Origin of the sequence: Streptomyces sp. NPDC048172, from assembly GCF_043202595.1 — a bacterium.
Taxonomy (GTDB): domain Bacteria; phylum Actinomycetota; class Actinomycetes; order Streptomycetales; family Streptomycetaceae; genus Streptomyces.
The window spans coordinates 1-22,652 of record NZ_JBIDAT010000019.1 but is presented as its reverse complement, the minus strand read 5'-3'; the positions used below and the strand labels follow the sequence as shown (position 1 = coordinate 22,652).

The window sequence follows — 22,652 nt, the reverse complement described above, 5'->3', positions numbered from 1 at the left end:
GCGCGGTCGCTCCGTGGCGGTCGCTCCGCGCACGGTCACTCCGTGATCGTGCCGCGCAGATAGCCCGCCGCGTGGGCCGCCCGCTCGCGGACGTCCGCGAGGTCGTCGCCGTAGACGTTGACGTGGCCGACCTTGCGGCCCGGCTTCACGTCCTTGCCGTACATGTGGATCTTGAGCTGGGGGTCGCGGGCCATGCAGTGCAGGTACGCGGAGTACATGTCCGGGTAGTCGCCGCCCAGCACGTTGGCCATGACCGTCCAGGGCGCGCGGGGGCGCGGGTCGCCGAGGGGGAGGTCGAGGACCGCGCGGACGTGGTTGGCGAACTGGGAGGTGATCGCGCCGTCCTGCGTCCAGTGCCCGGAGTTGTGGGGGCGCATCGCCAGCTCGTTGACCAGGACCCTGCCGTCCTTCGTCTCGAAGAGCTCGACCGCGAGGTGGCCGACGACGCCCAGCTCGCGCGCGATGGTGAGCGCCAGCTCCTGCGCGCGCACGGCCTCGTCCTCGGGCAGCTCGGGCGCGGGGGCGATCACCGTGTCGCAGACACCGTCGACCTGGATGGACTCCACGACGGGGTAGGCGACGGCCTGGCCGTGCGGCGAGCGCACGACGTTCGCCGCGAGCTCGCGCGCGAAGTCGACCTTCTCCTCGGCCAGTACGGGGACCCCGGCCCGGAACGGCTCGCTCGCGGCCTCGTCGTCCGGGCCGCGCACGACCCAGACGCCCTTGCCGTCGTAGCCGCCGCGGACCGTCTTGAGGATGACGGGGAAGCCGTCACCCTCCGTACCGCCCTCCGCCGCGAAGGCCGCCACGTCCGCCGCGTCCGTCACCAGGCGGTGGCGCGGCGAGGGGATGCCGAGGGCGTCGAGCCGGGCCCGCATCACCCCCTTGTCCTGCGCGTGCACGAGCGCGTCGGGCCCCGGGCGGACGGGGATGCCGTCCGCCTCCAGGACCTGGAGCAGCTCGGTCGGGACATGTTCGTGATCGAAGGTGATCACGTCGCAGCCCTGGGCGAACGCGCGCAGGGTGTGGATGTCGCGGTAGTCGCCGACGACCACGTCACCGACCACCTGCGCGGCCGAGTCCTGCGGGGTGTCCGAGAGGAGCTTGAACTGGATGCCGAGGGGGATGCCCGCCTCGTGGGTCATACGCGCGAGCTGGCCGCCACCGACCATGCCGACTACCGGAAACGTCACGGCAACCAGGGTACGGGGCGCCGGAGCGGCTCAGGACCCGGCCGTAGATCGGCGTAGAACGACGTAGATCCTCCGTAGACCGGACGTAGGCAGTCACCGGTACCGGGGGCCCCTCGGGTTCCGTGAGGGCCCTACGGAACGATTCCTCGCGTGGTTAGCATGGCCACCGGACCGACCGCCGAATGAAACGGGGCTCAGCATCACTATGAGTGAATGGCGCTCACTGCGCGTACGAGCAGAACGGCTCGTGCGCGAGCTGGCGAAGTTCGGCGCCGTGGGAGCGGTCGGTTTCCTCGTCAACGTGGCGATATTCAACCTCTGCATCCACACCTTCTCGCTGGCGCCGATCAGGTCGGGTGTGATCTCGCAGGTCGTCGCCATCGCCACGAACTACGTCGGCAACCGCTACTGGACCTACCGGCACATCGACAAGAGCCGCATCCACCGCGAGACCACGCTCTTCTTCCTCTTCAGCGGGATCGCGCTGGTCCTGGAGAACGGCATCCTGGCCCTCTCCCACTACGGCTTCGGCTACACCTCGCCCCTGGCCGACAACATCGCCAAGAACGTGATCGGCCTCGGCATCGGCACCGTCTTCCGCTTCTGGTCGTACCGGACCTGGGTCTTCCGGGTCGCGGCCCACCACGAGGAGAAGGACGCGGAGGCGGCCGGGAAGGCCCCCGCGAAGGAGACGGCGGCCGTCTAGCCGGGCCGCGGCCCTCTAGGCCGGGCCGGAACCGGAACCAGCACTGGTACCGGTGTCCGGCGCCTCGCGGCTCAGGAAGAGCGCGAAGACCGGCGGGAGCTGCTGGAGCAGCTCCAGGCGCCCGCCGTCCGCCTCGGCCCAGTCACGGGCCACCGCGAGCCCGAGCCCCGTGGAGTTGTGGCCGCTGACCGTCCGCTCGAAGACGCGCGAGCCCAGCTCGGGATCGACGCCCGGACCCTCGTCCGTGACCTCCACGACCACCTGGTTCCCGGTGACCCGGGTACGGAGCGCGACCGTGCCGTCCCCGTGCATCAGCGCGTTCTCGATCAGCGTCGCGAGCACCTGCGCCACCGCGCCCGGCGTGCCGACGGCCCGCAGCCGTGTCTTGCCGGAGCGCACGAGGGCCCGGCCCGCGCTGCGGTAGGCGGGCTTCCACTCCTCGATCTGCTGCTTGACGACCTCGTCGAGGTCGAAGCTGACGGCCGAGCCCGAGCGGGAGTCCCGGGAGTTGGTCAGCAGCCGCTGCACGACGTCCGTGAGCCGCTCGACCTGGGCGAGCGCGATGGTCGCCTCCTCCTTGACGATCGCGCGGTCCTCGGGGTCGTCGGTGTCGGAGGTCGCGATGATCTCCTCAAGGCGCATGGAGAGCGCGGTGAGCGGCGTACGGAGCTGGTGGGAGGCGTCGGCGGCGAGGCGCCGCTCGGCGGTGAGCATCCGCCCGATCCGGTCGGCGCTGGCGTCCAGCACGTCCGCGACGCGGTCCAGCTCGGGCACGCCGTACCGCCGGTGCCGGGGGCGGGGGTCGCCGGAGCCGAGGCGCTCGGCGGTCTCCGCGAGGTCGGTGAGCGGCGCGGCGACGCGGTGCGCCTGCCGGACGGCCAGGATCGCGGCGGCGACGATCGCGAGGAGCGCCACCGCGAGGATGATCAGCAGGTTGCGGCCGACCTCCGCGCGGACGGTCGAGCGGGCCTCCTGCACGATGACGTGCTCGCCCGTCGCGCCGGTCTGCCGGGCCTCGACGACGTCGCCCTCCAGCCGGTCGCCGACCTCGATGGGCTTGCGGTCCGGCAGCTCGACGCGGATGTAGCGGTGCGGCGTCGAGGCGATGCCGATGCTCTGGGGCGTCACCTTCTCCTTGGCGACCACCCGGCTCTCGACGGTGGAGACGAGGCGGGCCGCCTCGGACCGTACGTTCTCCTTGGTGCTGTTCTCGATGGTGCGGGACTCGACGATGACCAGGGAGATGCCGAAGACGGCGACCACGACGAGGACGACAGCGAGGGTGGAGAGGATGAGCCGACGGCGCACGCCCGGGAACCGGTCCTAACTCTTCTCGAAGCGGAATCCGACGCCGCGCACCGTGGCGATGTAGCGCGGGTTCGCGGCGTCGTCGCCGAGCTTCTTGCGGAGCCAGGAGATGTGCATGTCCAGCGTCTTGGTCGAGGACCACCAGGTGGTGTCCCAGACCTCGCGCATCAGCTGGTCACGGGTGACGACCCGGCCCGCGTCGCGCACCAGCACCCGCAGCAGGTCGAACTCCTTGGCGGTGAGCTGCAGCTCCTCGTCGCCCATCCAGGCGCGGTGCGACTCGACGTCGATACGGACGCCGTGCGTGGCGGGCGGCTGCGCGGGCTCGGTCGCGGTGCCGCGGCGGAGCAGGGCCCGGACCCGCGCGAGCAGTTCGGCCAGCCGGAAGGGCTTGGTCACGTAGTCGTCGGCGCCCGCGTCCAGGCCCACGACCGTGTCGACCTCGTCGGCCCGGGCGGTGAGGACGAGCACGGGGAAGGCGTGGCCCTCGTTCCGCAGCCGCCGGCAGACCTCCAGGCCGTCCATCCCTGGCAGCCCGAGATCGAGCACGACCAGGTCGATTCCCTCCCGCAGTCCCGCGTCGAGCGCGGTGGGGCCGTCCTCCCGCACCTCGACCTCGTACCCCTCTCTGCGCAGGGCGCGGGCGAGTGGTTCCGAGATCGATGCGTCATCCTCGGCGAGCAGTACTCGGGTCATGGACCGATGGTAGTCCGCGTGGCCGAGCGTAAGGGGGGTCCCCGGGGGCCAATGATGATCTTCGGCGATTCGACGGTGAGATGGACACGTCACCATCGATTGCGGCGGAGAGTTTCAGGTCCGGCCTGTGATCTATGCCGCAAGCTCTTCCGTAGGACGCCGGAGAGTGACATATGGTGAGTGCACTTATGTAGTGAACGTCAAGGACTCTTGGCCCACAGCACCATGGCCCGGGGTCCTTTCTCGTGAAGGTCACAGGGCTCGGGCCCACTCTCCGCCCGGCCGTTGGCCGCTCCCCCACACCGGGCACGCACTGCTTCCCCGTACACGGGCGTACGGGCAGGCGTGTCCCGACGCGCAAGGCAAGGAACACGCACTTATGGCGTCCAGCGTGACGAAGGACGCCCCCGGCACCACCGGCGGGCCCACCTTCTTCGGCCACCCCCGCGGCCTGGCCACCCTCTTCATGACCGAGATGTGGGAGCGCTTCAGCTTCTACGGTCTGCGCGCACTCCTCGTCGTCTACCTCGTCGCCGGCGGGCCGGACGCGGGCGAGGGCGGCGCGGGCCACCAGGGCGGCGGCCTGGCCATGAACCTGGCCACGGCGACCGCGATCTACTCGGTCTACAACGCCATGGTCTACCTGCTGACGATGCCGGGCGGCTGGCTGGCCGACCGCGTCTGGGGACCGCGCAAGACGGTCACCGTCGGCTCCGTGATCATCATGGTCGGCCACCTCACGCTCGCACTGCCGGGCGAGCCGACGCTCTACGTCGGCCTGGCGTTCGTCGCCATCGGCTCGGGCCTGCTGAAGGCCAACATCTCCAAGATGGTCGGCGACCTCTACAACGGCCCGGAGGACCCGCGCCGCGACGGCGGCTTCACCATCTTCTACATCGGCATCAACACCGGCTCGTTCCTCGCGCCGCTGGTGATCGGCAGCATCGGCCAGACCGTCAACTGGCACCTGGGCTTCGGCCTCGCGGCCGTCGGCATGGCCCTCGGCCTGGTCCAGTTCCTCATCGGCTCCCGCCACCTGGACGCCAAGAGCAGCCACGTGCCCGCGCCGCTCAGCGCGGAGGAGCGCGCCTCCTGGCTGCGCAAGGGCCTGCTCTGGGTCCTGGCCGCCGTGGTCTTCTACGGCATCGTCGTCGGCACCGGCACCTTCACCCTCAACTGGGCGATGGTCCCGCTGACCGTCCTCGGCCTGGTCATCCCGATCGCCGTGCTGGTCCGCATCAAGCGCGACAAGGAGCTGACCCCGTCCGACCAGGGCCGGATGACCGGCTACATCTGGTTCTTCGTGGCCGCCGCCGTCTTCTGGATGATCTACGACCAGGGCGCGTCCACCGTCCAGGCGTTCGGCGACGCGAAGACCTCGACGTCGGTCTTCGGCTGGCACTTCCCCTCGACCTGGTTCCAGTCGATCAACCCGCTCTTCATCATCCTGATCGCCCCGCTCTTCGCCTCCCTCTGGCTCGCGCTCAACCGGCGCTCCAAGGAGCCGACGACCACGGCGAAGTTCGCCTTCGGTCTGGTCATGACCGGGCTCTCGTTCTTCGTCTTCGTGATCCCGATGGGCATGGCGTCCGACGGCACCAAGGTCAGCCCGATGTGGCTGGTGCTCATCTTCCTGATGCACACCATCGCCGAGCTGTGCATCTCGCCGGTCGGCCTCTCCGTGACCACGAAGCTGGCCCCCGCCAAGTACGGCAGCCAGCTCATGGGCGTCTGGTTCCTCGCCGTCACCGCGGGCGACAGCGTCACCGGGCTGCTCTCGATAGGCGGCGCCGACCTGAGCACCACGGGCATGGTCGCCCTGGAGGCCTCGCTCGCCGTCCTCGCGGGCTTCGCGGTCTACATGTACCGCAAGAAGATCACCTCCACGATGAGCGAGGTCCAGTGACCGCCCCCGCTCCCGCGTGACGCACGCCTCATCGGACGTACCCCCGGCCTGAGCTGGGGGTACGTCCGTTTCAGGACCTTGGTCCCGGAACGGACGAGTCCTCGGCCCCTGCCTCCCCTCCCCCTCGCTCCCGACCCTGGACAGGCACATCCCGCCCGCTCAGCGAACTCAGCAGCGAGGAACCCCCTATGGCGTCCACCCTGACCAAGGACGCGCCGGAGGACAGCTCCGGCAAGACCTTCTTCGGCCACCCCCGCGGCCTGGCCACCCTCTTCATGACCGAGATGTGGGAGCGCTTCAGCTTCTACGGCATGCGCGCGCTGCTCGTCCTCTACCTGACGGCCGCCGCCTCGCAGGGCGGCATGGGCATGGCCGCCGCCACGGCCGTCGCGCTCTACTCCGTCTACAACGCGACGGTCTACCTGATGTCGATGCCGGGCGGCTGGCTCGGCGACCGCGTCTGGGGCCCTCGCCGTACGGTCGCGATCTCGGCGTCCGTCATCATGCTCGGGCACCTCCTGCTGGCCACCGGGGTCTCGGCCCTCTTCTTCGCCGGACTGGTCCTCATCGGCGTCGGCTCCGGACTGCTCAAGGCCAACATCTCCACGATGGTCGGCCACCTCTACGACGGCCCCCAGGACCCGCGCCGCGACGGCGGCTTCACCGTCTTCTACATGGGCATCAACATCGGCGGCTTCGCCGCCCCACTGCTCATCGGCTGGGCCGGCCAGCAGATCAGCTGGCACCTCGGCTTCGGCCTCGCCGCCGTCGGCATGGCGCTCGGCCTGGTCCAGTTCCTCGTCGGCACCCGGCACCTCGCCGCGCGCTCCAGCGTCGTCCCCAACCCGCTGACCCCCGCCGAACGCGCCCGCGCCCTGCGCCTGACGCTCACGGGCGCCGCCGTCCTGGGCGTCTTCTACGCCGCCGTCGTGCTCGCCGACGCCTTCACCATCGACTGGGTCCTGTGGCCGGTCAGCGTCGCGGGCCTGGTCCTGCCGACGTACTACTTCGCGCGGATGCGCCGCGACAAGGACGTCACACCCGAGGAGAAGCGGAAGCTCAGCGGCTTCATCTGGTTCTTCGTCGCCGCCGCGATCTTCTTCATGATCTTCGACCAGGCGGGCTCCACGCTGAACCTCTTCGCCGAGAAGAGCACCTCCACCGACCTGCTCGGGATCACCTTCCCCACGACCTGGTTCCAGTCCGTGAACCCGCTCTGGGTGATGCTGCTGGCGCCCGTCCTCGCCACGCTCTGGGTCGCACTGGGCAGGCGGGGCCGGAACCCCTCCACGACCACCAAGTTCTCGATGGGCCTGATCGGTGTCGGCGTCTCCTTCGGCGTGATGGCACTGGCCCTGGTCGCGGCCTCCGGCGGCGCCAAGGTCAGCCCCCTCTGGCTGATCGTCATCTACCTGATCCAGACCCTCGCCGAGCTGTGCCTCTCCCCCGTCGGCCTCTCGGTGACGACGAAGCTGGCCCCCGCGAAGTACGCCGGGCAGCTCATGGGCGTCTGGTTCCTCGCCGTCACGGCCGGCGACTGCGTCTTCGCCCTGCTCCAGCTCGCCATCGGCGACGCGGCGAGCGGCACCGCCGGGTTCGCCGTACAGGGCGGTGTCGCCGTCTTGGCCGGCCTGGTCTTCCTCGCCGCCCGGAAGCGGGTGAATGCCCTGCTGGGCACCGTTCGCTAGAGCTTGCTGGGCAGGGGCTGCCCCGTGCCGTTGCTTCGCAGGCCGCGCCCACGTCGTGGCTTGGCGCGCAGTTCCCCGCGCCCCTTCGGGGCGCACCCGGAAGCGCGCCGCTGAAGCGCCCCGAAGGGGCTGCTTCAGGGGCGCGGGGAACTGCGCGGCCAGCCACGACGGAAGGCGCGCCCTGCGATGGATCGCACGGGGCAGCCCGGGCCCAGCCCACCATTCGGCTCACCCGGCATGCGGCGGGAGAAAGGCGCGGCGACGATCATCTCGTGCGCCGAATAGTGACCGTCATGACCGTCTGCACGGTCTTCCTGCTGGGCACGTCCTTCGACGCCCGCGTCGAAGGGACCGGCAGCGGGAACGCCAAGGTCCGCGCGGACGAAGGGGCCGCCGCCTTCACCCCGTTCGCCTACGGCTCCCACCCGCGCCAGCGCCTCCTCGCGCTCTGGCACAAGCGGAGCGCCACCGCGCCACGGCCCGGTCTCGTCGTCCTGCACGGGGGCTACTGGACCGACGACCGCTCCCCGCACTGGAACACCTGGTCGGCGCGGTTCGCCAAGGCGGGCTACGACGTCTTCGACATCGACTACCGCCGCAACGTCGACGCCCCCTGGCCGGCCCAGCGCAACGACGTGCTCGCCGCGCTGCGCTGGATCCGGGGCCACTCCGCCTCCTTCGGCGTGGACCCGAGGCGGCTCTACCTGCTCGGCTCCTCCGCGGGCGGCCATCTCGCGCTCAGCGCCGCCACGTACGGAGGCGCGAGGGCCACCGGCGTCCGGGTCCGGGGCGTCATCGGCCTCTCCCCCGTCACCGATCCGCTGCGCGCCTGGCGCGACGGGCGGCACGGCAACGCCCGCGAGCGGCGCGTACGGGCCAACGCCGAGGTGCTCGCCGCCTGCGACCCGGGGCGCGACAGGTCGGCCCGGTGCGCGCGGATCTGGCGCGACATGAACGTCGCCACCCATCTGACGCCCGACGACCCGCCGATGCTGCTGCTCCACTCGCGCTGGGACTTCGTGCCGGACGCCCACTCGCGCGCGCTCGCGCGGACCGGCGGTGACGCGGTCTCCGTCACCACCCTCCCCGGCAGCGCCCACGGCGGCCCGCTGATGGACCTCCCGGGCGTGATGGACATGATCCGCTCCTGGCTGCTGGGCCGCTGAGCGTCAGCCCGACGGGCCCTCCTGTTTCGGCACGGACGGCTGCGTGTCCGGGGTGAACCAGGGCAGGCCGTGGTCCGGGGGCGGGGGCGCCTCGGGCGCGGGGTCCGGCATACGGGTACGGCCGGGTCTCGGCTTCACGTGTCTGCCCTCCGAGCCGTTCTGACCGACCTGGCGGAACGCCGCGAGCGCGGCACGAGCTTTGGCCCCACTGGACGCCTTCGGCGACGGCGCGGCCCCCGTGCGCTGCCGGGGGCGTACGCGGTCGACGGCCACCATGCCGAGCCGGAAGACGGCGGCGGGGACGACGACGAACACCAGTACCCAGAAGAGCGTCACGCCCCAGGGCCGCCCGACGTCCCACGGCTGCTCGGTCAGCACCTTCTCGCCGTGCTTGGCCGCGACCGTGTACTCGCCGCGCGCGCCCGAGGCCAGCTCCACCGGCAGCTCGATCCGCTCCTTCTTGCCCGGGGCGACCGTGCCGCGCCACTGCTGCCGCTCCCACTTCGGCGCGAACACCCCGTGCGAGGTGCCGACCTCGAAGACCGGGTCCTTGGCCCGTTCCGAGCCCAGGTTGCCGACCGTGAGCACGAGCTTGCGCTGCTCGGGGGCGCCGAACCAGTTGAGGATCCCGCTGTCGCCGTCCAGCCGCGCCGCCAGCACGGTGAGGCGCCCGCCCGTCTCGTCGCGCGGCAGCGGCTTCACCGGATGCCCGGCGACCTTGAGCGCCGCGTCGGCCGAGGCGTGCGCGCCGGTCACGGTCGTCGCCCGTACGACGCAGGGGCAGGGCTTCGGCGGCTCCGTCACCGGGATCCGCTTGCGGAACGTGCCGTCCTTGCCGGTCGTCACGGCGCGCCCCTCGTCGTTGGCGCAGGCGTTGGTGCCGCCGATCGCGTTCTGCCCGCAGACGAGGAGGGTCAGCAGCGTCTTCGGCCGCCAGCCCTTCCCCCGTACGGTGACGGACGCGCCCGCGCCCGCCTCCTGCCGGGAGAGCGAGACGTCGGGCTCGCCGGATCTCGCCGTATCCGCGTACGCCGGGCCCGTGGCCGCCAGGGGGCCGAGGGCGAGGAGGAGGACGAGTACGAGGCGCGCCGTCGTCCGTATCCGCGTGCTCACTTCACCGCTCCCGTCAACTCGCGGGGTGCACCGTGCCGTTCGCCTGCGCGCGTGCCTTCCTCTCCGGGTCCGTCGTCCCGTTGCCGCTGCCGTGTCCTGTGTACGTACCAGACGGCGCCCGAGAGGCCCAGCGCCAGCAGCGCCCCGATTCCGGCGAGGCCGCCCCACGGGACGGCCGTGTACGTGGCCGACGCCGTGTCCGCCGCGCCGCCCGCGGCGGTGACCCGCAGCCGTACCGTCGCCCGGTCGGCGCCCGGCGGATCCGTCCAGCGCTCGTGGCGCGTGACGCGCTCCCCCGGCGGGACCTCGACGGGCAGCGTGCGCGCCGCGCGCAGCGGCAGCGCCCCGAACAGCCCGTCGGCGCTCACCGCGAGCCGGGGGCGCAGCGTGGTGTTGCCCCGGTTCACGAGGGTGTACGCGATCTCGGCGCCGCCGTCGCCGCCGCCCGCGTCCCGCACGGACACGTCCTCGACGCTCAGCGCCGCCAGCGTCGGCCCGCTCACCCGCAGATGCAGCCGCACGGCACGCTTGCCGCGCTCCCCGTCCTCTCTCACCGTCAGGGCGGACGGATGGTCACCGGGCACGGCCCCGGACGGCACGGTGACGCGGAACGGCACCTCCGCGCGCGTACGCGGCGGCACCGTGATCCGCTTCCGCGCGGGCACGATCCACCGCGCCTCGCCCTCGCCGCGCACGCGGAACGTACGGGGCTCGTCGCCCTCGTTCGTGAGCGCGAGCGTGTCGTCGAGGACGGTGCCGGGCGGGCCCTCCAGATAGAAGTACGAGCGGGCGCCGCCGGAACCGCCGGACGGCGCCGCCGACCATGTGTCGCCCCTGTCGGCGGAGGCGGCCGTCGCGCCGCCTCCGCCGAGGAGGACGAGCAGCAGGGACGAGAGGGCGACGACCAGGGAACGGCCCTTCACGGCCTACTGCCGGACAGCGGCCCTGCGCCGCGTCACCCACAGCGCCCCGGCCACTCCGGCGAGGAGCACCGTTCCGCCGAGCGTGCCGAGCGCGACGGCCGAGTCGGCGGGACCGGTCTTGGGCAGCTCGCCGCCGCCCCCGCCCCCACCGGTCGCGGCGGCGGCCGCGCCTCCGGTGTCCCCGGTGCCGCTGTCCCCGGCCCCCGTATCCCCGGACCCGGAGCCAGTGTCACCGCCCCCACCGTCTCCTCCGCCCCCGGAAGCCTTCACGTCGAGGGAGAGGGAGGGCTTGGGGTTGTTCTTCGGGGTGCAGGTGGTGGTCGTGCCCATCGCCTTGATCGTGAGCACGCTGGCGGTGAACGTGACCTTGCCGCTCTTCTTCGGGGTGTACGTGCCCGACAAGTCAGGGATCTTGATGGGGGTGTTGGGCGGGATGGCCTTGTCGTTCGGCCCGCCGGTCACCTCGACGTTCCCGCTCTCCGCGCCGCCGAGCTTGATCTGCGCACTCGGCTTCATCGCGCCCTTGCCCAGCTCGACGGGGCTGGAGGAGACGCCTTTCTCGAACGACATCGTGAGCTTGTAGCCGCTCCCGCTCTTGGTGCTCTTGATGTCGATGGGCGAGACGGCGCCCTTGTTGCCGATGGGCGTCTTGCACTGGTAGTCGACGTCGACCGTGGCGGCGCTCGCCGCGGGTGCCGACAGCAGCACCGCGGATCCGGCGACGACCGCCGTGGCCAACGCCATCGCGGCGCTACGACTGTGGTGCGTCTTGCTGTGGGACACCGGGTTCCCCCTTCATCCTTGCTCGCAAGTTACTGACGACCTATCAGATTGGTCGCAGACAGTACGCCGCGTGCCGTGACGATGGAAGACAACCAGCACCCCAACCGGAACCCGACCCCTCCGGGGGCCCGATGCGCGGCTCCGCCGCGTGGGCGCGACGGTCACGACACGTCGGGGCTTGCCCCTTCTCCCTAGATGAATGAGTCCGATGTCTTCAGTGGTCATACGCGATCAGTGATCGTTTGATGGGGGTGTTGGTGGTCCAGTTGTGCCAGATGCCGGCGGCGAGGGCGAGGAGTCGTTGTCCGGTGCGGGCGAAGACTCCGGCTGGGGTTCTGGCACCGTGCTGTTCGAGGCTGAGCTGGCCTTTGAGGGTGTCGATGACGGCTTCGATCCACTGGCGGACACGGGCGATCTTCCCGTGCCGGACGGGTTCGTCCTTGCGGTCCGGCCGGACCAGGTGAACCCCCAGTCGGTCGGTGATGAAGGTCTCGAACTCCTCGCCCGCGAAGCCCTTGTCGGCCAGGATCACCTGTCCGGCCCGGAGGAGGTGGTGGTCGCGTTCCAGCAGGGTGGTCATCACTTCCCGTTCTCCGAGCTTCGGGTTGGCCAGGCACCAGGTGACGGGCATGCCCTCGGCGGTGGTGACCAGGTAGAGGCGGAATCCCCAGAAGTAGCGCGAGTGGCTGCGGCAGTAGCCGTATCCGGCGTGCCCGGACAGCTGTGAGCGTTTGACGGTCTCACGGGAGGCCGCGCACGGCAGTGGGGTGCAGTCGATCAGTCGCAGGTCGTCGTGCCAGGTGGGTACCTGCCGGGCGAGCATCTCGATGGTGTGGCTGATCAGGGGTCCGGCGGCGTTGAGCCGCTTGTTGTAGGCGGACTGGCCGGGCAGGTAGCGGAAGAGATGAGCGAGCCTGGCGTGGGCGAAGCGGATCCAGTGCCGGGCCGAGGGAAAGCCGAGCAGGACCTGGGCGACCGCCAGGCACAGCAGTTCGCTGTCGGTGAGTTTCGGGGGTCGCCCGATCCGGCGACAAGGGGCCACATGGTCATCGATGAACACGTACAGTGCCGCCAGAAGGGCGTCCAAGTTGGTAGTTCTCACAAACGAACCAACGGACGCCCTTCGCCATGGTCGCGACCAGCACGAACATCGGACTCAACCATCTAGGGGCGCGGGCCTGTGTTTGCTTTGCGGCTCCGCCGCGTGGGCGCGCCTGATCACGACACCTCGGGGCTTGCCCCTTTGCCCTCAGGGGCGCGGGGAACTGCGCGCCCAGCCACGACGCGGGCGCGGCCCGCGAAGCACAGCCCGGGGCACCCCGGGCGCGGCCCCGTTACGCGGGGCACCCGGCGAAGTGGGCTGCGCTTGCCAACCCTGCGCCTTGCGCAGACTTCCCAAGCACAGCGGAGGGCGAAGCGCAGACCTGCCAAGCACAGCAGGGCGGAGGGAGGAGCAGGGGCGTGCCCCGGTAGGGGCGCGGGGAACTGCGCGGCCAGCCACTACGCAGTCGCAGCCTGCGATGCGCAGCAGGGGGCAGGGCAGGGGCAGGCCCCCGCGCACAGGTGCCGGGGGGAGAAGGTGTGGGTCGGCGGATCGCGCGGGTCAGCCGCGCACGGTGCCGGGGGAGAAGGTGCGAGCCCCAGGGGTTAGTTCGGGGCGGCTAGTTCGGCCCAGACCGTTTTGCCGGTGCCTTCGGGGTTGCGGACGACGCCCCAGTCCAGGCAGAGACGCTGGACGATGAACATGCCGTGCCCCCCGGGGCGCCCAGCGCGGTGAGGCGTGCGGGGGGAGGGCGAGCCGGAGCCGAGGTCGACGATCTCCAGGCGGAGGACCTTGGACCCGGTCCCTATCCGCAGCTCCTCGGGCCCGTTCGCGTGCAGGCACGCGTTCGTCACGAGCTCGGAGACGACGAGGAGGACGTCCTCCGCCGCGGCACGCTGGTCGGCGGTGGCGGCGGGGAGCCAGCCCCAGTCCTGCAGCGCCTGCCGGGTGAAGTCGCGGGCACGTGGCACGGCGCCGCTCGCGCCGACGAGGCGCAGCCTGCGGACCTGGCGCATCGTGTGCCCCTGCTGCCGCGACGTACTCGACGTACCCGCGGCAGCGACACCCTCGGCAGTGGTACCCACAGCGCCGCCTCCCCCTTCGGAACCGGAATCGGCCTCGGAGGACGAGGAAGAGGAAGAAGAAGAGGAGGGAGAAGAGGGAGCCTCCGGCTCCTCCAGCTCCGCACCGCCTGAACCACCCGCACCACCGGAACCACCCGAGCCCGCCGCGAACCCGGCCTGCGGCGCGGCGGCAGTCGCCGCGGTGCCCTCGGGCTCCGGGCCGCAGTCGCCCGCCGGGTGCGGCCGGGTGGTGCTCATCAGTGGTTCACCTCACCGATCACCGATTACCGATTCGTCCACGTCCAGCCTGAGCCAGGCCCAGCCAGAACGCACTCTTAACGATTGCCTGACAGATTCAGAGGTCTCCTGCCCTGCCGAACCGTGAGAACACCCACTGATTCGGCCGGACTCGTGTGATGCGCGTAACGCCCCGGTTACGCCCCTGACGGATGCCGAAGCGCCGCATCAAGATCATCATGCACCGTGAAGACCGCCCCCGCGCCGGTGATCTCGAAGACCCGGGCCACCACGGGCAGCATCCCCGCGAGGTGCACGCCGCCCCCCGCGGCCTCCGCCTTGAGGCGGGCACCGAGGAGCACGTTCAGCCCCGTCGAGTCGCAGAACTCCAGCCGCGAGCAGTCGACGACCAGACGGCTGTAGCCGTCCTCGACGCTCTGCTCCAGCGGCTCGCGCAGCAGATCCGCGGTGTGGTGATCGAGTTCACCCTCGGGAGTCACCACGGCACTGATTCCCACGTGCCGTACGTCGACCGTCAGCCGGCCCCGGCTCGTACTGCCGGGCATCCCGCGGTCCATGCACACCCCTTCTGGTCGCGTTAGGGCCCTCACTGCTTCCCCCGTCGAGCGCTTCGAACCCTACGCCCTTGACGCGCCCACCGGTAGCCGAACAACCCACAGAGTGGGACGAATACGGACATAAGGAACTTGCCCTGCCTGTGGAAAAGCAGGTAGGTCTAGAAGGGATACCGAAACACGTCGGCCTTGGAGGCGCCGCACCCCGTAGTGCACGTCACGGCTTCGGCAGCCATACGCCGAGAAACAATGGAGGACAACCATGTCACCCCGGCTCGACCACGGGATACCGGACATCACCGATGCCACCGCCCCGACCGTCCCGAGGCAGCATGCCCCGGAGCGGACGCCGGACCGACCGGACCCCGACACCACGAGCCCGGACCAGGCCGTGGAGGAAGCGGCGGAAGCCGACCTCTTCGACCAGCTCCAGCTCCCCGAGATCCCACCGTACGACGAGGTCGGGCCGCTGGACGCGCGTGCCCTGTCCAAGACCCTCTTCGAGAGGCTGGAGAACCTCGAAGAAGGCACGCACGAGTTCGCGTACGTACGGAACACGCTCGTCGAACTCAACCTCGCGCTGGTGAAGTTCGCGGCCTCCCGCTTCCGCTCGCGCAGCGAGCCCATGGAGGACATCGTCCAGGTCGGCACCATCGGCCTGATCAAGGCGATCGACCGCTTCGAGCTCAGCCGCGGCGTCGAGTTCCCCACCTTCGCGATGCCGACCATCGTCGGCGAGATCAAGCGCTTCTTCCGCGACACCTCCTGGTCCGTGCGCGTACCCCGGCGCCTTCAGGAGCTCCGTCTCGACCTGGCCAAGGCGGGCGACGAACTCGCCCAGTCCCTGGACCGCGCCCCGACCGTGGAGGAGCTGGCCACCCGGCTGAACATCTCCTCCGAGGAGGTCGTCGAGGGCATGGCCGCGAGCAACGCGTACACCGCGAGCTCGCTGGACGCGCAGCCGGAGGAGGACGACACCGAGGGCGCGCTGGCCGACCGCATCGGCTACGAGGACCACGGACTCGAGGGCATCGAGTACGTAGAGTCCCTGAAGCCGCTCATCGCGGAACTCCCGGCCCGCGACCGGCGGATCCTCTCCCTGCGCTTCGTCGCCAACATGACGCAGTCCGAGATCGGTGAGGAACTGGGCATCTCGCAGATGCACGTCTCCCGCCTCCTCTCCCGGACCCTGGGCAAGCTCCGCAAGGGTCTGATGCTCGAAGAGTGACGGCAGGCGCCCGCGCCCGTGCCGTACGTACGAGGGCCCGGCAGGACGTTCGACGTCCTACCGGGCCCTCAACGTTGTGCCGTCACCGTTGTGCCGTCACCGCTCTTCCGGCCCGCCCGTGAGGACCGACAGGATGCGGTCCAGCGCCGCCAGGTCCTCGGGCGGGAGCGCGCGCAGGGCCTCCGGCGGCGCGTCGGACAGCCGGACCATCTCGGCGACCGCCGCCGCGCCCTCCTCGGTGACCTGGACCAGCTTCGAGCGCCGGTCGGCGGGGTGGGGCGTACGGGTCACGAGGCCGCGCTGGACGAGGTGTTCGACGGTGACCGTCGTGTACGGGGCGTCGGCGTAGAGCCCCGCGGCCAGTTCCCGCAGCGTGAGGGGGCCCTTCTTGCCGATCATGCGCAGCGCCTTGGCGCGGAAGTAGCTCATGCCGAGCGCCTCGGTGACCTGTCTGCGCTTGTCGGCCGTCTCCAGGACGAAGGCACGCATCGCGCTCCAGGCCCGGACCGCCTCCTCCTCGTGCGCCGAGGACTCCCCGCTCACCCCTGTGCCACCTCGCTCCGCCGGGCCGGTGCCGAGCATTCGGCGCGCGGTTCGTCGTCCAGATGCCGTGCGGCCCGTTCCGCCGTACGGCGGGCCCGGCGGCCCGTGCTGAGCGCGCCGAGGACGAGCACGGCGAAGCCGCACGCCCCGATGATCCACCATCCGGTACGGTCCGCGGACTGCACGGCGGCCCGCGTGCCGCCGCCATCCGCCGTGGCCGCCGCCATCACCGCGCCGATCACGGCGACGCCCAGCGAGGTGCCGATCTGGCGGCTCGTGGAGGCGAGCCCCGCGGCGACCCCGGCCTGGGCGCGGGGCATGCCGGAGACGGCGGTGTTGGTGATCGGCGCGTTGACGAAGCCGAAGCCGATGCCGAAGGCCACGTAACCGGCGAAGAGCACGGGCAGCGGCAGCTCGGCGGAGGCCGTGAGCGCGAAGAGCACCCCGGTCGCCGTCAGCGCGACGCCCGCGATCAGCAGCGAGGGACGGGGCCCGCGCGCCCCGACGAGCCGCCCGGAGAGCGGGCCGCAGACCAGCGTCAGCAGGGCCATCGGCAGCATGTGGAGGCCGGTGCTCAGGGCGCTCAGGCCGCGTTCCTCCTGGAGGTGGAGGGTGGTGAGGAAGAGGAAGCCGCCCAGCGAGGCGAAGGCGCAGACCGCGACCAGGGTGGCGCCCGCGAACGGGACGCTGCGGAAGAACCGCAGGTCGATCAGGGGCTCCGCGCGCCGCGGCTCGTACGCCAGCAGCCCCGCCAGCGCGAGGACCGCGAGCGTGCCGCAGCCCAGCACGAGCGGCGAGGTGTAGCCGTGGTGCGGGCCCTCGATGATCCCGTACGTCAGCGAGCCGAGCAGCAGCATCATCAGCGCCTGGCCCACGGGGTCGGCGCGGCGGGCGTGCGCGGCGCGGGACTCCGGCACGTACCGCCCGGTGAGGAGGAGCGCGGCGAGGCCGATGGGAAGGTTGAGCCAGAAGATCGCCCGCCAGCCGCTGACGTCGACGAGCAGCCCGCCGAGCATCGGGCCCGCCGCCATGCTGAGGCCGACGACGCCGCCCCACACGCCTATCGCGCGGGCGCGCTCGCGGGGCTCGGTGAAGGTGTTGGTGATGATCGACATCGCGACCGGGTTGAGCATCGAGCCCCCGACGGCCTGCAGCACGCGCGCCGCGATCAGCCAGTTCAGGCTGGGCGCGAGGCTGCACACGAGCGAGCCGAGCACGAAGAGCACGAGCCCGGTGCGGAAGACCCGGCGGCGCCCGATCCGGTCGGCGGTCGAGCCCGCGAGCATCAGCAGCGAGGCGAGCACGAGGGTGTAGGCGTCCAGCACCCACTGGAGGCCGGAGACGGAGGCGTCCAGGTCCTGGCGGATGTCGGGCAGCGCGACGTTGAGCGCGGTGACGTCGATGCTGACGATCAGCAGCGACATGCAGCAGATCGCGAGGACGAGCGCGGGTCGGCGCGGGGCGGCTTCGGACAAGGGAGCGCCTCCGAAGTAGTTGTGTATGCGTAACTGTTTCGACTGTACAACTATCCCCGGCCGCCGCGCCGCCGGGCCCTCTCATCGATCTTCTGGAGCCTCCGCAGGACGGCGTGGAGCAGCCAGCCGCCCCAGACGAGCGCGGGCGTCGCGGGCACGGTCCACGCGGGCGCCTCCGGGAGGGCGAGCAGGAACGGGACCGGCGCCAGGCTCACGATCAGCGGGCGGACCAGGACCTTCGCGAAGACGGAGCGGCCGTACCGCGCGGCGGTCGTCAGGTGCGCCCACCACGACCACAGCATCGCGAAGCCGAAGGCGTAGCCGAGGAGGGTCAGGACCGTGAACGGCCAGACGTTCGAGGTCCCGTCGCTGTCGTGGCTCGGGTGCTCGAAGTAGTACGTGACGGCGGTCGCGACGCCGAACGAGCCGAACCACGCCCCCGCTCCGGCCGCCGCGAGGATGAGCAGGTCGCGGACGACGCGGGTGAGGAAGATGACCACGCCCGCGCAGAGTTCCACCACGCTGCGCCCGCCGCGCACGCGGCGCAGCCCTTCGCGCAGCCCCTCGCGGAGGCGCCGCGCCGCGCGGTCGTAGAGGGACGGCCCCCGGTCCGGCCGCACCCCCTCGCCCGCCCCCTCCTCCTCCTCCTCGGGAGGCAGCACCGTGGTGGCGGCCTCGCGTCTCATCTCCCGGATCCTGCGCACCAGATCGCCCACCTGCCGTGCCGTCCGGCCCAGCGACGTGGGACCGGCGCGATTGGCGCGGCCTGCGCCGTTCGCCGACGAGCGCGCGCCCCGCACGGATCCCGCGGCGCGCAGTCCGGCCGCGCACTCGGCCGCCGTGGGCCGCTGCTCGCCCTCGTGGCTGGTCATGCGTTCCAGCAGCTTCCGCAGCTTCCAGGGGATACGGGCGCGGGCCTCGGCGCCGAGCTGGCGTGCCGGAGTCCGCTGCCCGGTGAGCTTCTCGACCAGCACCAGGCCGAGCGCGTACACGTCCGAGGCGGGCGTCGCGGGCTGGCGGGCCAGCTGCTCGGGCGCCATGTAGGCGGGGGTGCCGAAGACGGCGCCCGTGGTCGTGGCCCTGCGGGTGCTGGAGTCGTCGCGGGCGATGCCGAAGTCCATGAGGACGACGCGTCCCCCGGTGCAGATCATGATGTTCGCGGGCTTCACGTCCCGGTGAACGACGTTCGCCCCGTGGACGTGGTCGAGCGCGTCCGCGACCTGCGCCCCCGTCCGCGTGACGGGGGTGGCGGCCTCGGCGGTCTCCCAGGTGTCGCCGGTCAGGCGCTCCATGACGAGGTACGGCAGCGCGACACCCTCATGGTCGAGGCTGCCCGCGTCCTGGACGCCGACGACGGCCGGGTGCTGCAGCGTCGCCAGGGTCCTGGCCTCGCGGGCGTAACGGTCCACGGCGTCGGGGTCGTCGGTGACGATCGTGAGGAACTTGATGGCGACGTCGCGGCGCAGATTGCGGTCGACCGCGTCCCACACCTCGCCGAAGCCGCCCCGGCCGATGAGCCCGCCCACCTCGTACCGCTCCCCGATGACCATGCCCGTGCGCATCAGCACCTCCGCAACTTGCCCTGCCCGTCGGCACGTTGGTGCCCTGTCGGATGACCGGGCACCAAGTATGCGGAGGAACCCGTTCGCCCGGCAGAGCTCGGCCCGAAGGCTTGACCAGTGACATGGTCATGTCTATTTTCACGTTACCGCTGGTAATCGACCGGCGCGATCACGGAGGTATGCGCAATGCCCCGTCTCACCCCCCTCAAGACCCCCCTCAAGGCCACCGGCGTGCTCGTGGGCGCGCTGACCGTGGCGGCACTGGCGGCCGGACCCGCCAGCGCGGCCCAGGGCAAAGTCGACGGCACCATCGCCGCGGGCGACAGATCCTGCAGCTGGACCGACGGCGTCACCAGCGACACCGCGCCCAACGCCCTCACGGTGGACCGCAGTTCCATCAACGGCAAGCTGAGCTGCTCCGGCCTCAGCGCGACCCTGAACAACGACCCGGCGGTCACCTTCGACGACGCCGCGGGCACCGCCAAGGCCGACGTCCTCGACGTCTCGGTCACCGTCATCGGCGTCACCTGCCGCTACAAGGCCGAGGGGCTGTCCGCGAAGCGCGACGGCGACACCCGCAACTACTCGGCGACCGCCGACGCGAAACTGACCGAGGGCGGCGCCCTCTGCCCGGCCACCCAGTCGGTGACGGCCACCCTGAAGTTCCACTGACCGTCGGCGCATACGCGCACATGGACGTGTACACCCGCTCCGTCACACCCCGCGCCGTGGGCGGGGCGGGTGCCCGGCGGCGCGCACGCGTCAGCCCGTCGTGACCCGCCCCGCCCACTCCGTCACGTACCGGGCGAGCGCGGCGCTGTGCCGGGTCCAGCGGAAGTGGTCGAGCCGTTCGGCACCCGCCAGCTCCGCCGTGTACCGCCAGCGCTCCACCTCGGCGCCCGGCACCTTCGCGCACAGGTGGTCCAGGGCGCGGGGCGGCGCGAAGAAGTCCCGCTCGACGCCGACGCCGAGCACCGGCAGCCGCAGCGCCCGCAGCCGCTCCTCCACGCGCTCCCCGTGCGGGCGCAGCCGGTACCGCCCGGTGCGGGACTGGTACGCCCAGTCCCGGATCACGCCCGCGGGCTGCACCCCGCCGAAGCCGATGCCGGGCCAGCGTCCCCGTACGGTCGCGAACGCGGCCATGAACGTCCCGAACGCCAGCAGCCCCGGGGCCCGCAGCCCGAACGCCCGGTGGTGCACGGAGGCGGAGGCGACCAGCGCGACCGCATCGGGCCCCGGCCCCTCTCCCCCTGCCGCCTCGGCGGCCTGGAGCAGCGCGAGCTGCCCGCCCAGGCTGTGCCCGAGCACCACGACGGGCGCTCCGGGGAACTCCTCCCGTACGGCGCCGAGCGCGGCCCGCAGATCGTCGACCAGCTCCGCGTAACCGCAGGGCGCGGGGTCGCGCGGCCGGTCGCCCTGCCACCGGAAGTCATAGACGGCGGCCGTCGCCCCGGCCCCGTGCAACTCCCGCACGAGCCGCCGGTAGTAGCGACCCGGCGTCCCCATGGCGGAGGCGACGAGCACGACGGGCGGCTGCTCCGGCCCCGCATCCTGCCGCAGCCCGAACACCGGGAACCGCGCCCCGTCGGACGCGACGGCCTCCGCCAGCGCCTTGAGCTCGGCTTCCCGCTCGGCTTCCCTCGCTTCGTCGGTCACCGTCGGAGCATCGCACAGGCCTGCGGCGGCATGATGAGACGGGAGAAGGAAGCTGACGGGAGGAGGCCGGGCGTGGATGTCGACGCCGTGGTGTTCGACGTGTTCGGGACGATGACCGACTGGCGCTCCAGCGTCGCCGCCGAGCTGGCGGTCGTCGGGGAACGGGCCGGGCTGCACGCCGACTGGGCGGCCGTGGCCGACGCCTGGCGGAGCCGGTACCGCCCGGTCCTGGGCCGCGTGCTCGCCGGGGAGCTGCCGTGGCAGCCGCTGGACGCGCTGCACCGGATGATGCTCGACGAGGCGCTGCCCGAGCACGGCCTCGGCGCCCTCGGCGAGGCCGAACGGGGCGAACTCGTCCGCGCCTGGCACCGGTTGCGCGCCTGGGACGACGCGCCGCGCGGCCTGGAGCTGCTGCACGACAGCCGTCTGATCACGGCGACGCTCTCCAACGGCAGCGTCGCCCTGCTCACGCGCCTCGCCAAACAGTCCGGACTCCGCTTCGACTGCGTCCTCTCCTCCGAGCTGGCCAGGTCGTACAAGCCCGACGCGCGGGTCTACCTGATGGCCGCCGAACTGCTCGACGTCGAGCCGAGGCGCCTGCTGATGACGGCCTGCCACCCCGACGACCTGGAGGCGGCGGCGAGGGCCGGACTCCGCACCGCCTACGTCCCCCGCCGGGAGTGGGGCCCGACCGTGACCCCGCCTCCGCCGCCGGAGGGCGTGGACCTGGTGGCGGACGACATCGCGTCCTTGGCCCGCGTGCTGACCTCGTAGGGCCGGGCGGCGGCACGCACAGCTGCCCGCCACCCCTCACCCCGCCGGAAGAGCTCGGCGGGCCCGCCCGCGCGGGGCGGCTCAGGAGCCCGTACGGGTACGAGTACGGGTTCTCCCCGGGGCTCGGGGAGGGGAGGCATGTACCGCAGCAGCCGCGTACGGACGAAGGCCCGCGGGCACCGCACGCCCTCAGCCGGAAGCCCGTGCGCCACAACGGCCCGTACGGTCTCGGGGCTCTCGCCCCGCAGCAGATACTCCCCGGCGACCTGCGCCAGCTCGCGCGCCTCGGCGACGGTGAGGACCAGTTCGGGCACGGTGCGGCGGAGCTGGAGCAGCACGCGCTCGGCCCGCTCGGCGTACGGCGCGGGGACAGGGAGGGGGGTGTGGAGTTCTTCTTCCTTCTTCTCCCCCGCAGGGGGACGCCGCCGGGTGGGCCGGACGGCGGGCGGACCGGCGGCCGGTACGGGGGTGCGCGGCGCGGAACGCCCGTACCACTCGGCGGAATTGAGCACCCGCACCCCGAGGCGGCGCGAGGCGTCCGTGTCCTTCCCCAGCCGCGCCGCCTCCTCCGCCGCCGCCCACCCGGCGGCGACCTCGGCGGCCGTACGCAGCGGAACGAGCGAGGCGAGCCGCTGATCCCGCACCTCACCGTTGCCGTTCCGCCTCTTCCGCGCATGCCAGTGCCCGAGGGCGCGCAGCGCCTTACGGGCGGCGTTGGTCTTGTCCTTGCCCATACGGAGGGCGCGGGCGACGGAGTCGCTGTTGCGGGCGTTGCGGGGCGCGAGCTTGACCATCGCCTGGAGGAGACGGAGGGCGGCGTCACTCAATTCGGCGTTGTCGATGAGCGCTTCGGGCGTTTGGAGGAAGGGAGCGCGGACGGGCGCGCTAGCATGTCGAGACACTTCGGTGGGTGCTTCCACTAGGCGGTGTCTTCAATTGATCTTGCGTGGTGGATCATGTCGGGGTGATACGTCGCCATGAACTGTCCGATGAGGAGTGGGAGTTCGTCCGGCC

Annotated in this window: 21 protein-coding genes; 7 read left to right on the top strand and 14 right to left on the bottom strand. The window is 71.8% G+C overall.

The features are described 5' to 3' along the window. Positions 1-35: 35 nt before the first annotated feature. On the bottom strand, positions 36-1,193 hold the full coding sequence (locus ACGF3A_RS43720) for a 5-(carboxyamino)imidazole ribonucleotide synthase (protein WP_393736941.1): 1,158 nt from the start codon (positions 1,191-1,193) through the stop codon (positions 36-38). Positions 1,194-1,398: 205 nt separating this feature from the next. On the opposite strand from ACGF3A_RS43720, the gene ACGF3A_RS43715 reads away from it, so the two are divergent. Then, on the top strand, positions 1,399-1,899 hold the full coding sequence (locus ACGF3A_RS43715) for a GtrA family protein (protein WP_393736939.1): 501 nt from the start codon (positions 1,399-1,401) through the stop codon (positions 1,897-1,899). 15 nt (positions 1,900-1,914) lie between these two features. Here ACGF3A_RS43715 and ACGF3A_RS43710 read toward each other — a convergent pair whose 3' ends face one another. Both ACGF3A_RS43710 and ACGF3A_RS43705 read right to left on the bottom strand, forming a co-directional pair. Then, positions 1,915-3,207: an ATP-binding protein gene (locus ACGF3A_RS43710; RefSeq protein WP_393736936.1), complete on the bottom strand. Its 1,293-nt coding sequence runs from the start codon at positions 3,205-3,207 to the stop codon at positions 1,915-1,917. 15 nt (positions 3,208-3,222) lie between these two features. Beyond that, complete coding sequence (locus tag ACGF3A_RS43705; RefSeq protein WP_393736934.1) at positions 3,223-3,903, bottom strand: response regulator transcription factor; 681 nt, start codon at positions 3,901-3,903, stop codon at positions 3,223-3,225. Positions 3,904-4,282: 379 nt separating this feature from the next. Here ACGF3A_RS43705 and ACGF3A_RS43700 point away from each other — a divergent pair, with 379 nt between their 5' ends. The 3 genes from ACGF3A_RS43700 to ACGF3A_RS43690 all read left to right on the top strand — a co-directional run bounded on the left by ACGF3A_RS43700 (position 4,283) and on the right by ACGF3A_RS43690 (position 8,663). After that, entirely contained in the window at positions 4,283-5,809 is a 1,527-nt protein-coding gene (locus ACGF3A_RS43700) for a peptide MFS transporter (RefSeq protein WP_393736932.1), read from the top strand. 188 nt (positions 5,810-5,997) lie between these two features. Next, a complete protein-coding gene (locus tag ACGF3A_RS43695) occupies positions 5,998-7,497 on the top strand; it encodes a peptide MFS transporter (protein WP_393736930.1) in 1,500 nt (499 codons plus the stop codon). A gap of 293 nt (positions 7,498-7,790) precedes the next feature. After that, positions 7,791-8,663 carry an alpha/beta hydrolase gene (locus tag ACGF3A_RS43690; RefSeq protein WP_393736928.1) on the top strand — a complete coding sequence of 291 codons (873 nt, stop codon included), beginning with the start codon at positions 7,791-7,793 and terminating at the stop codon, positions 8,661-8,663. Positions 8,664-8,666: 3 nt separating this feature from the next. Here the strand turns inward: ACGF3A_RS43690 and ACGF3A_RS43685 are convergent, their stop codons facing one another. The 6 genes from ACGF3A_RS43685 to ACGF3A_RS43660 form a co-directional block, all read right to left on the bottom strand. Continuing rightward, positions 8,667-9,776 (bottom strand): hypothetical protein, encoded by a 1,110-nt coding sequence (locus ACGF3A_RS43685; RefSeq protein WP_393736926.1) that lies wholly within the window; start codon positions 9,774-9,776, stop codon positions 8,667-8,669. Further along, complete coding sequence (locus tag ACGF3A_RS43680) at positions 9,773-10,699, bottom strand: FixG Ig-like domain-containing protein (RefSeq protein ID WP_393736924.1); 927 nt, start codon at positions 10,697-10,699, stop codon at positions 9,773-9,775. The genes ACGF3A_RS43685 and ACGF3A_RS43680 overlap by 4 nt, the downstream gene beginning before the upstream one ends. Positions 10,700-10,702: 3 nt before the next feature. After that, the gene (locus tag ACGF3A_RS43675; RefSeq protein WP_393737018.1) at positions 10,703-11,443 is read right to left on the bottom strand and encodes an LPXTG cell wall anchor domain-containing protein; all 741 of its coding nucleotides are present in this window, start codon (positions 11,441-11,443) and stop codon (positions 10,703-10,705) included. 253 nt (positions 11,444-11,696) lie between these two features. Further along, positions 11,697-12,584, bottom strand: coding sequence for an IS982 family transposase (locus ACGF3A_RS43670; protein WP_393736922.1), 888 nt, complete (start codon positions 12,582-12,584; stop codon positions 11,697-11,699). A 545-nt stretch (positions 12,585-13,129) separates the two neighbouring features. Beyond that, positions 13,130-13,846 carry an ATP-binding protein gene (locus ACGF3A_RS43665; protein WP_393736920.1) on the bottom strand — a complete coding sequence of 239 codons (717 nt, stop codon included), beginning with the start codon at positions 13,844-13,846 and terminating at the stop codon, positions 13,130-13,132. A 176-nt stretch (positions 13,847-14,022) separates the two neighbouring features. Then, positions 14,023-14,403: an STAS domain-containing protein gene (locus tag ACGF3A_RS43660; protein WP_393736918.1), complete on the bottom strand. Its 381-nt coding sequence runs from the start codon at positions 14,401-14,403 to the stop codon at positions 14,023-14,025. Positions 14,404-14,662: 259 nt separating this feature from the next. Between ACGF3A_RS43660 and ACGF3A_RS43655 the strand changes: the two genes are divergently transcribed. Further along, the gene (locus ACGF3A_RS43655) at positions 14,663-15,628 is read left to right on the top strand and encodes an RNA polymerase sigma factor SigF (protein ID WP_393736916.1); all 966 of its coding nucleotides are present in this window, start codon (positions 14,663-14,665) and stop codon (positions 15,626-15,628) included. A gap of 96 nt (positions 15,629-15,724) precedes the next feature. Here ACGF3A_RS43655 and ACGF3A_RS43650 read toward each other — a convergent pair whose 3' ends face one another. Genes ACGF3A_RS43650 through ACGF3A_RS43640 form a run of 3 tightly spaced genes read right to left on the bottom strand, consistent with a single transcriptional unit; the run spans position 15,725 to position 19,208 of the window. Next, entirely contained in the window at positions 15,725-16,171 is a 447-nt protein-coding gene (locus tag ACGF3A_RS43650; protein WP_393736914.1) for a MarR family winged helix-turn-helix transcriptional regulator, read from the bottom strand. After that, positions 16,168-17,646 (bottom strand): MFS transporter, encoded by a 1,479-nt coding sequence (locus ACGF3A_RS43645; RefSeq protein ID WP_393736912.1) that lies wholly within the window; start codon positions 17,644-17,646, stop codon positions 16,168-16,170. Before ACGF3A_RS43645 ends, ACGF3A_RS43650 begins: the two co-directional genes overlap by 4 nt. A 50-nt stretch (positions 17,647-17,696) precedes the next feature. After that, positions 17,697-19,208: a serine/threonine-protein kinase gene (locus ACGF3A_RS43640; protein WP_393736910.1), complete on the bottom strand. Its 1,512-nt coding sequence runs from the start codon at positions 19,206-19,208 to the stop codon at positions 17,697-17,699. A 186-nt stretch (positions 19,209-19,394) separates the two neighbouring features. Between ACGF3A_RS43640 and ACGF3A_RS43635 the strand changes: the two genes are divergently transcribed. Next, positions 19,395-19,880, top strand: a complete 486-nt coding sequence (locus tag ACGF3A_RS43635) for a hypothetical protein (RefSeq protein WP_393736908.1) — start codon at positions 19,395-19,397, stop codon at positions 19,878-19,880. A gap of 90 nt (positions 19,881-19,970) precedes the next feature. On the opposite strand, the gene ACGF3A_RS43630 is transcribed toward ACGF3A_RS43635, so the two are convergent. Further along, a complete protein-coding gene (locus ACGF3A_RS43630) occupies positions 19,971-20,864 on the bottom strand; it encodes an alpha/beta fold hydrolase (RefSeq protein WP_393736906.1) in 894 nt (297 codons plus the stop codon). A gap of 72 nt (positions 20,865-20,936) precedes the next feature. On the opposite strand from ACGF3A_RS43630, the gene ACGF3A_RS43625 reads away from it, so the two are divergent. Beyond that, positions 20,937-21,638: a haloacid dehalogenase type II gene (locus ACGF3A_RS43625; RefSeq protein ID WP_393736904.1), complete on the top strand. Its 702-nt coding sequence runs from the start codon at positions 20,937-20,939 to the stop codon at positions 21,636-21,638. Here the strand turns inward: ACGF3A_RS43625 and ACGF3A_RS43620 are convergent. Then, positions 21,527-22,465: a hypothetical protein gene (locus ACGF3A_RS43620; RefSeq protein WP_393736902.1), complete on the bottom strand. Its 939-nt coding sequence runs from the start codon at positions 22,463-22,465 to the stop codon at positions 21,527-21,529. The genes ACGF3A_RS43625 and ACGF3A_RS43620 overlap by 112 nt on opposite strands. Positions 22,466-22,652: the final 187 nt, after the last annotated feature.

Coding starts and splice junctions, on each gene's coding strand:
- ACGF3A_RS43715 (WP_393736939.1), top strand. CDS start 1,399: ATGAGTGAATGGCGCTCACTGCGCGTACGAGCAGAACGGCTCGTGCGC.
- ACGF3A_RS43705 (WP_393736934.1), bottom strand. CDS start 3,903: ATGACCCGAGTACTGCTCGCCGAGGATGACGCATCGATCTCGGAACCA.
- ACGF3A_RS43700 (WP_393736932.1), top strand. CDS start 4,283: ATGGCGTCCAGCGTGACGAAGGACGCCCCCGGCACCACCGGCGGGCCC.
- ACGF3A_RS43695 (WP_393736930.1), top strand. CDS start 5,998: ATGGCGTCCACCCTGACCAAGGACGCGCCGGAGGACAGCTCCGGCAAG.
- ACGF3A_RS43690 (WP_393736928.1), top strand. CDS start 7,791: ATGACCGTCTGCACGGTCTTCCTGCTGGGCACGTCCTTCGACGCCCGC.
- ACGF3A_RS43675 (WP_393737018.1), bottom strand. CDS start 11,443: ATGGCGTTGGCCACGGCGGTCGTCGCCGGATCCGCGGTGCTGCTGTCG.
- ACGF3A_RS43665 (WP_393736920.1), bottom strand. CDS start 13,846: ATGAGCACCACCCGGCCGCACCCGGCGGGCGACTGCGGCCCGGAGCCC.
- ACGF3A_RS43660 (WP_393736918.1), bottom strand. CDS start 14,403: ATGGACCGCGGGATGCCCGGCAGTACGAGCCGGGGCCGGCTGACGGTC.
- ACGF3A_RS43655 (WP_393736916.1), top strand. CDS start 14,663: ATGTCACCCCGGCTCGACCACGGGATACCGGACATCACCGATGCCACC.
- ACGF3A_RS43640 (WP_393736910.1), bottom strand. CDS start 19,208: ATGCGCACGGGCATGGTCATCGGGGAGCGGTACGAGGTGGGCGGGCTC.
- ACGF3A_RS43635 (WP_393736908.1), top strand. CDS start 19,395: ATGCCCCGTCTCACCCCCCTCAAGACCCCCCTCAAGGCCACCGGCGTG.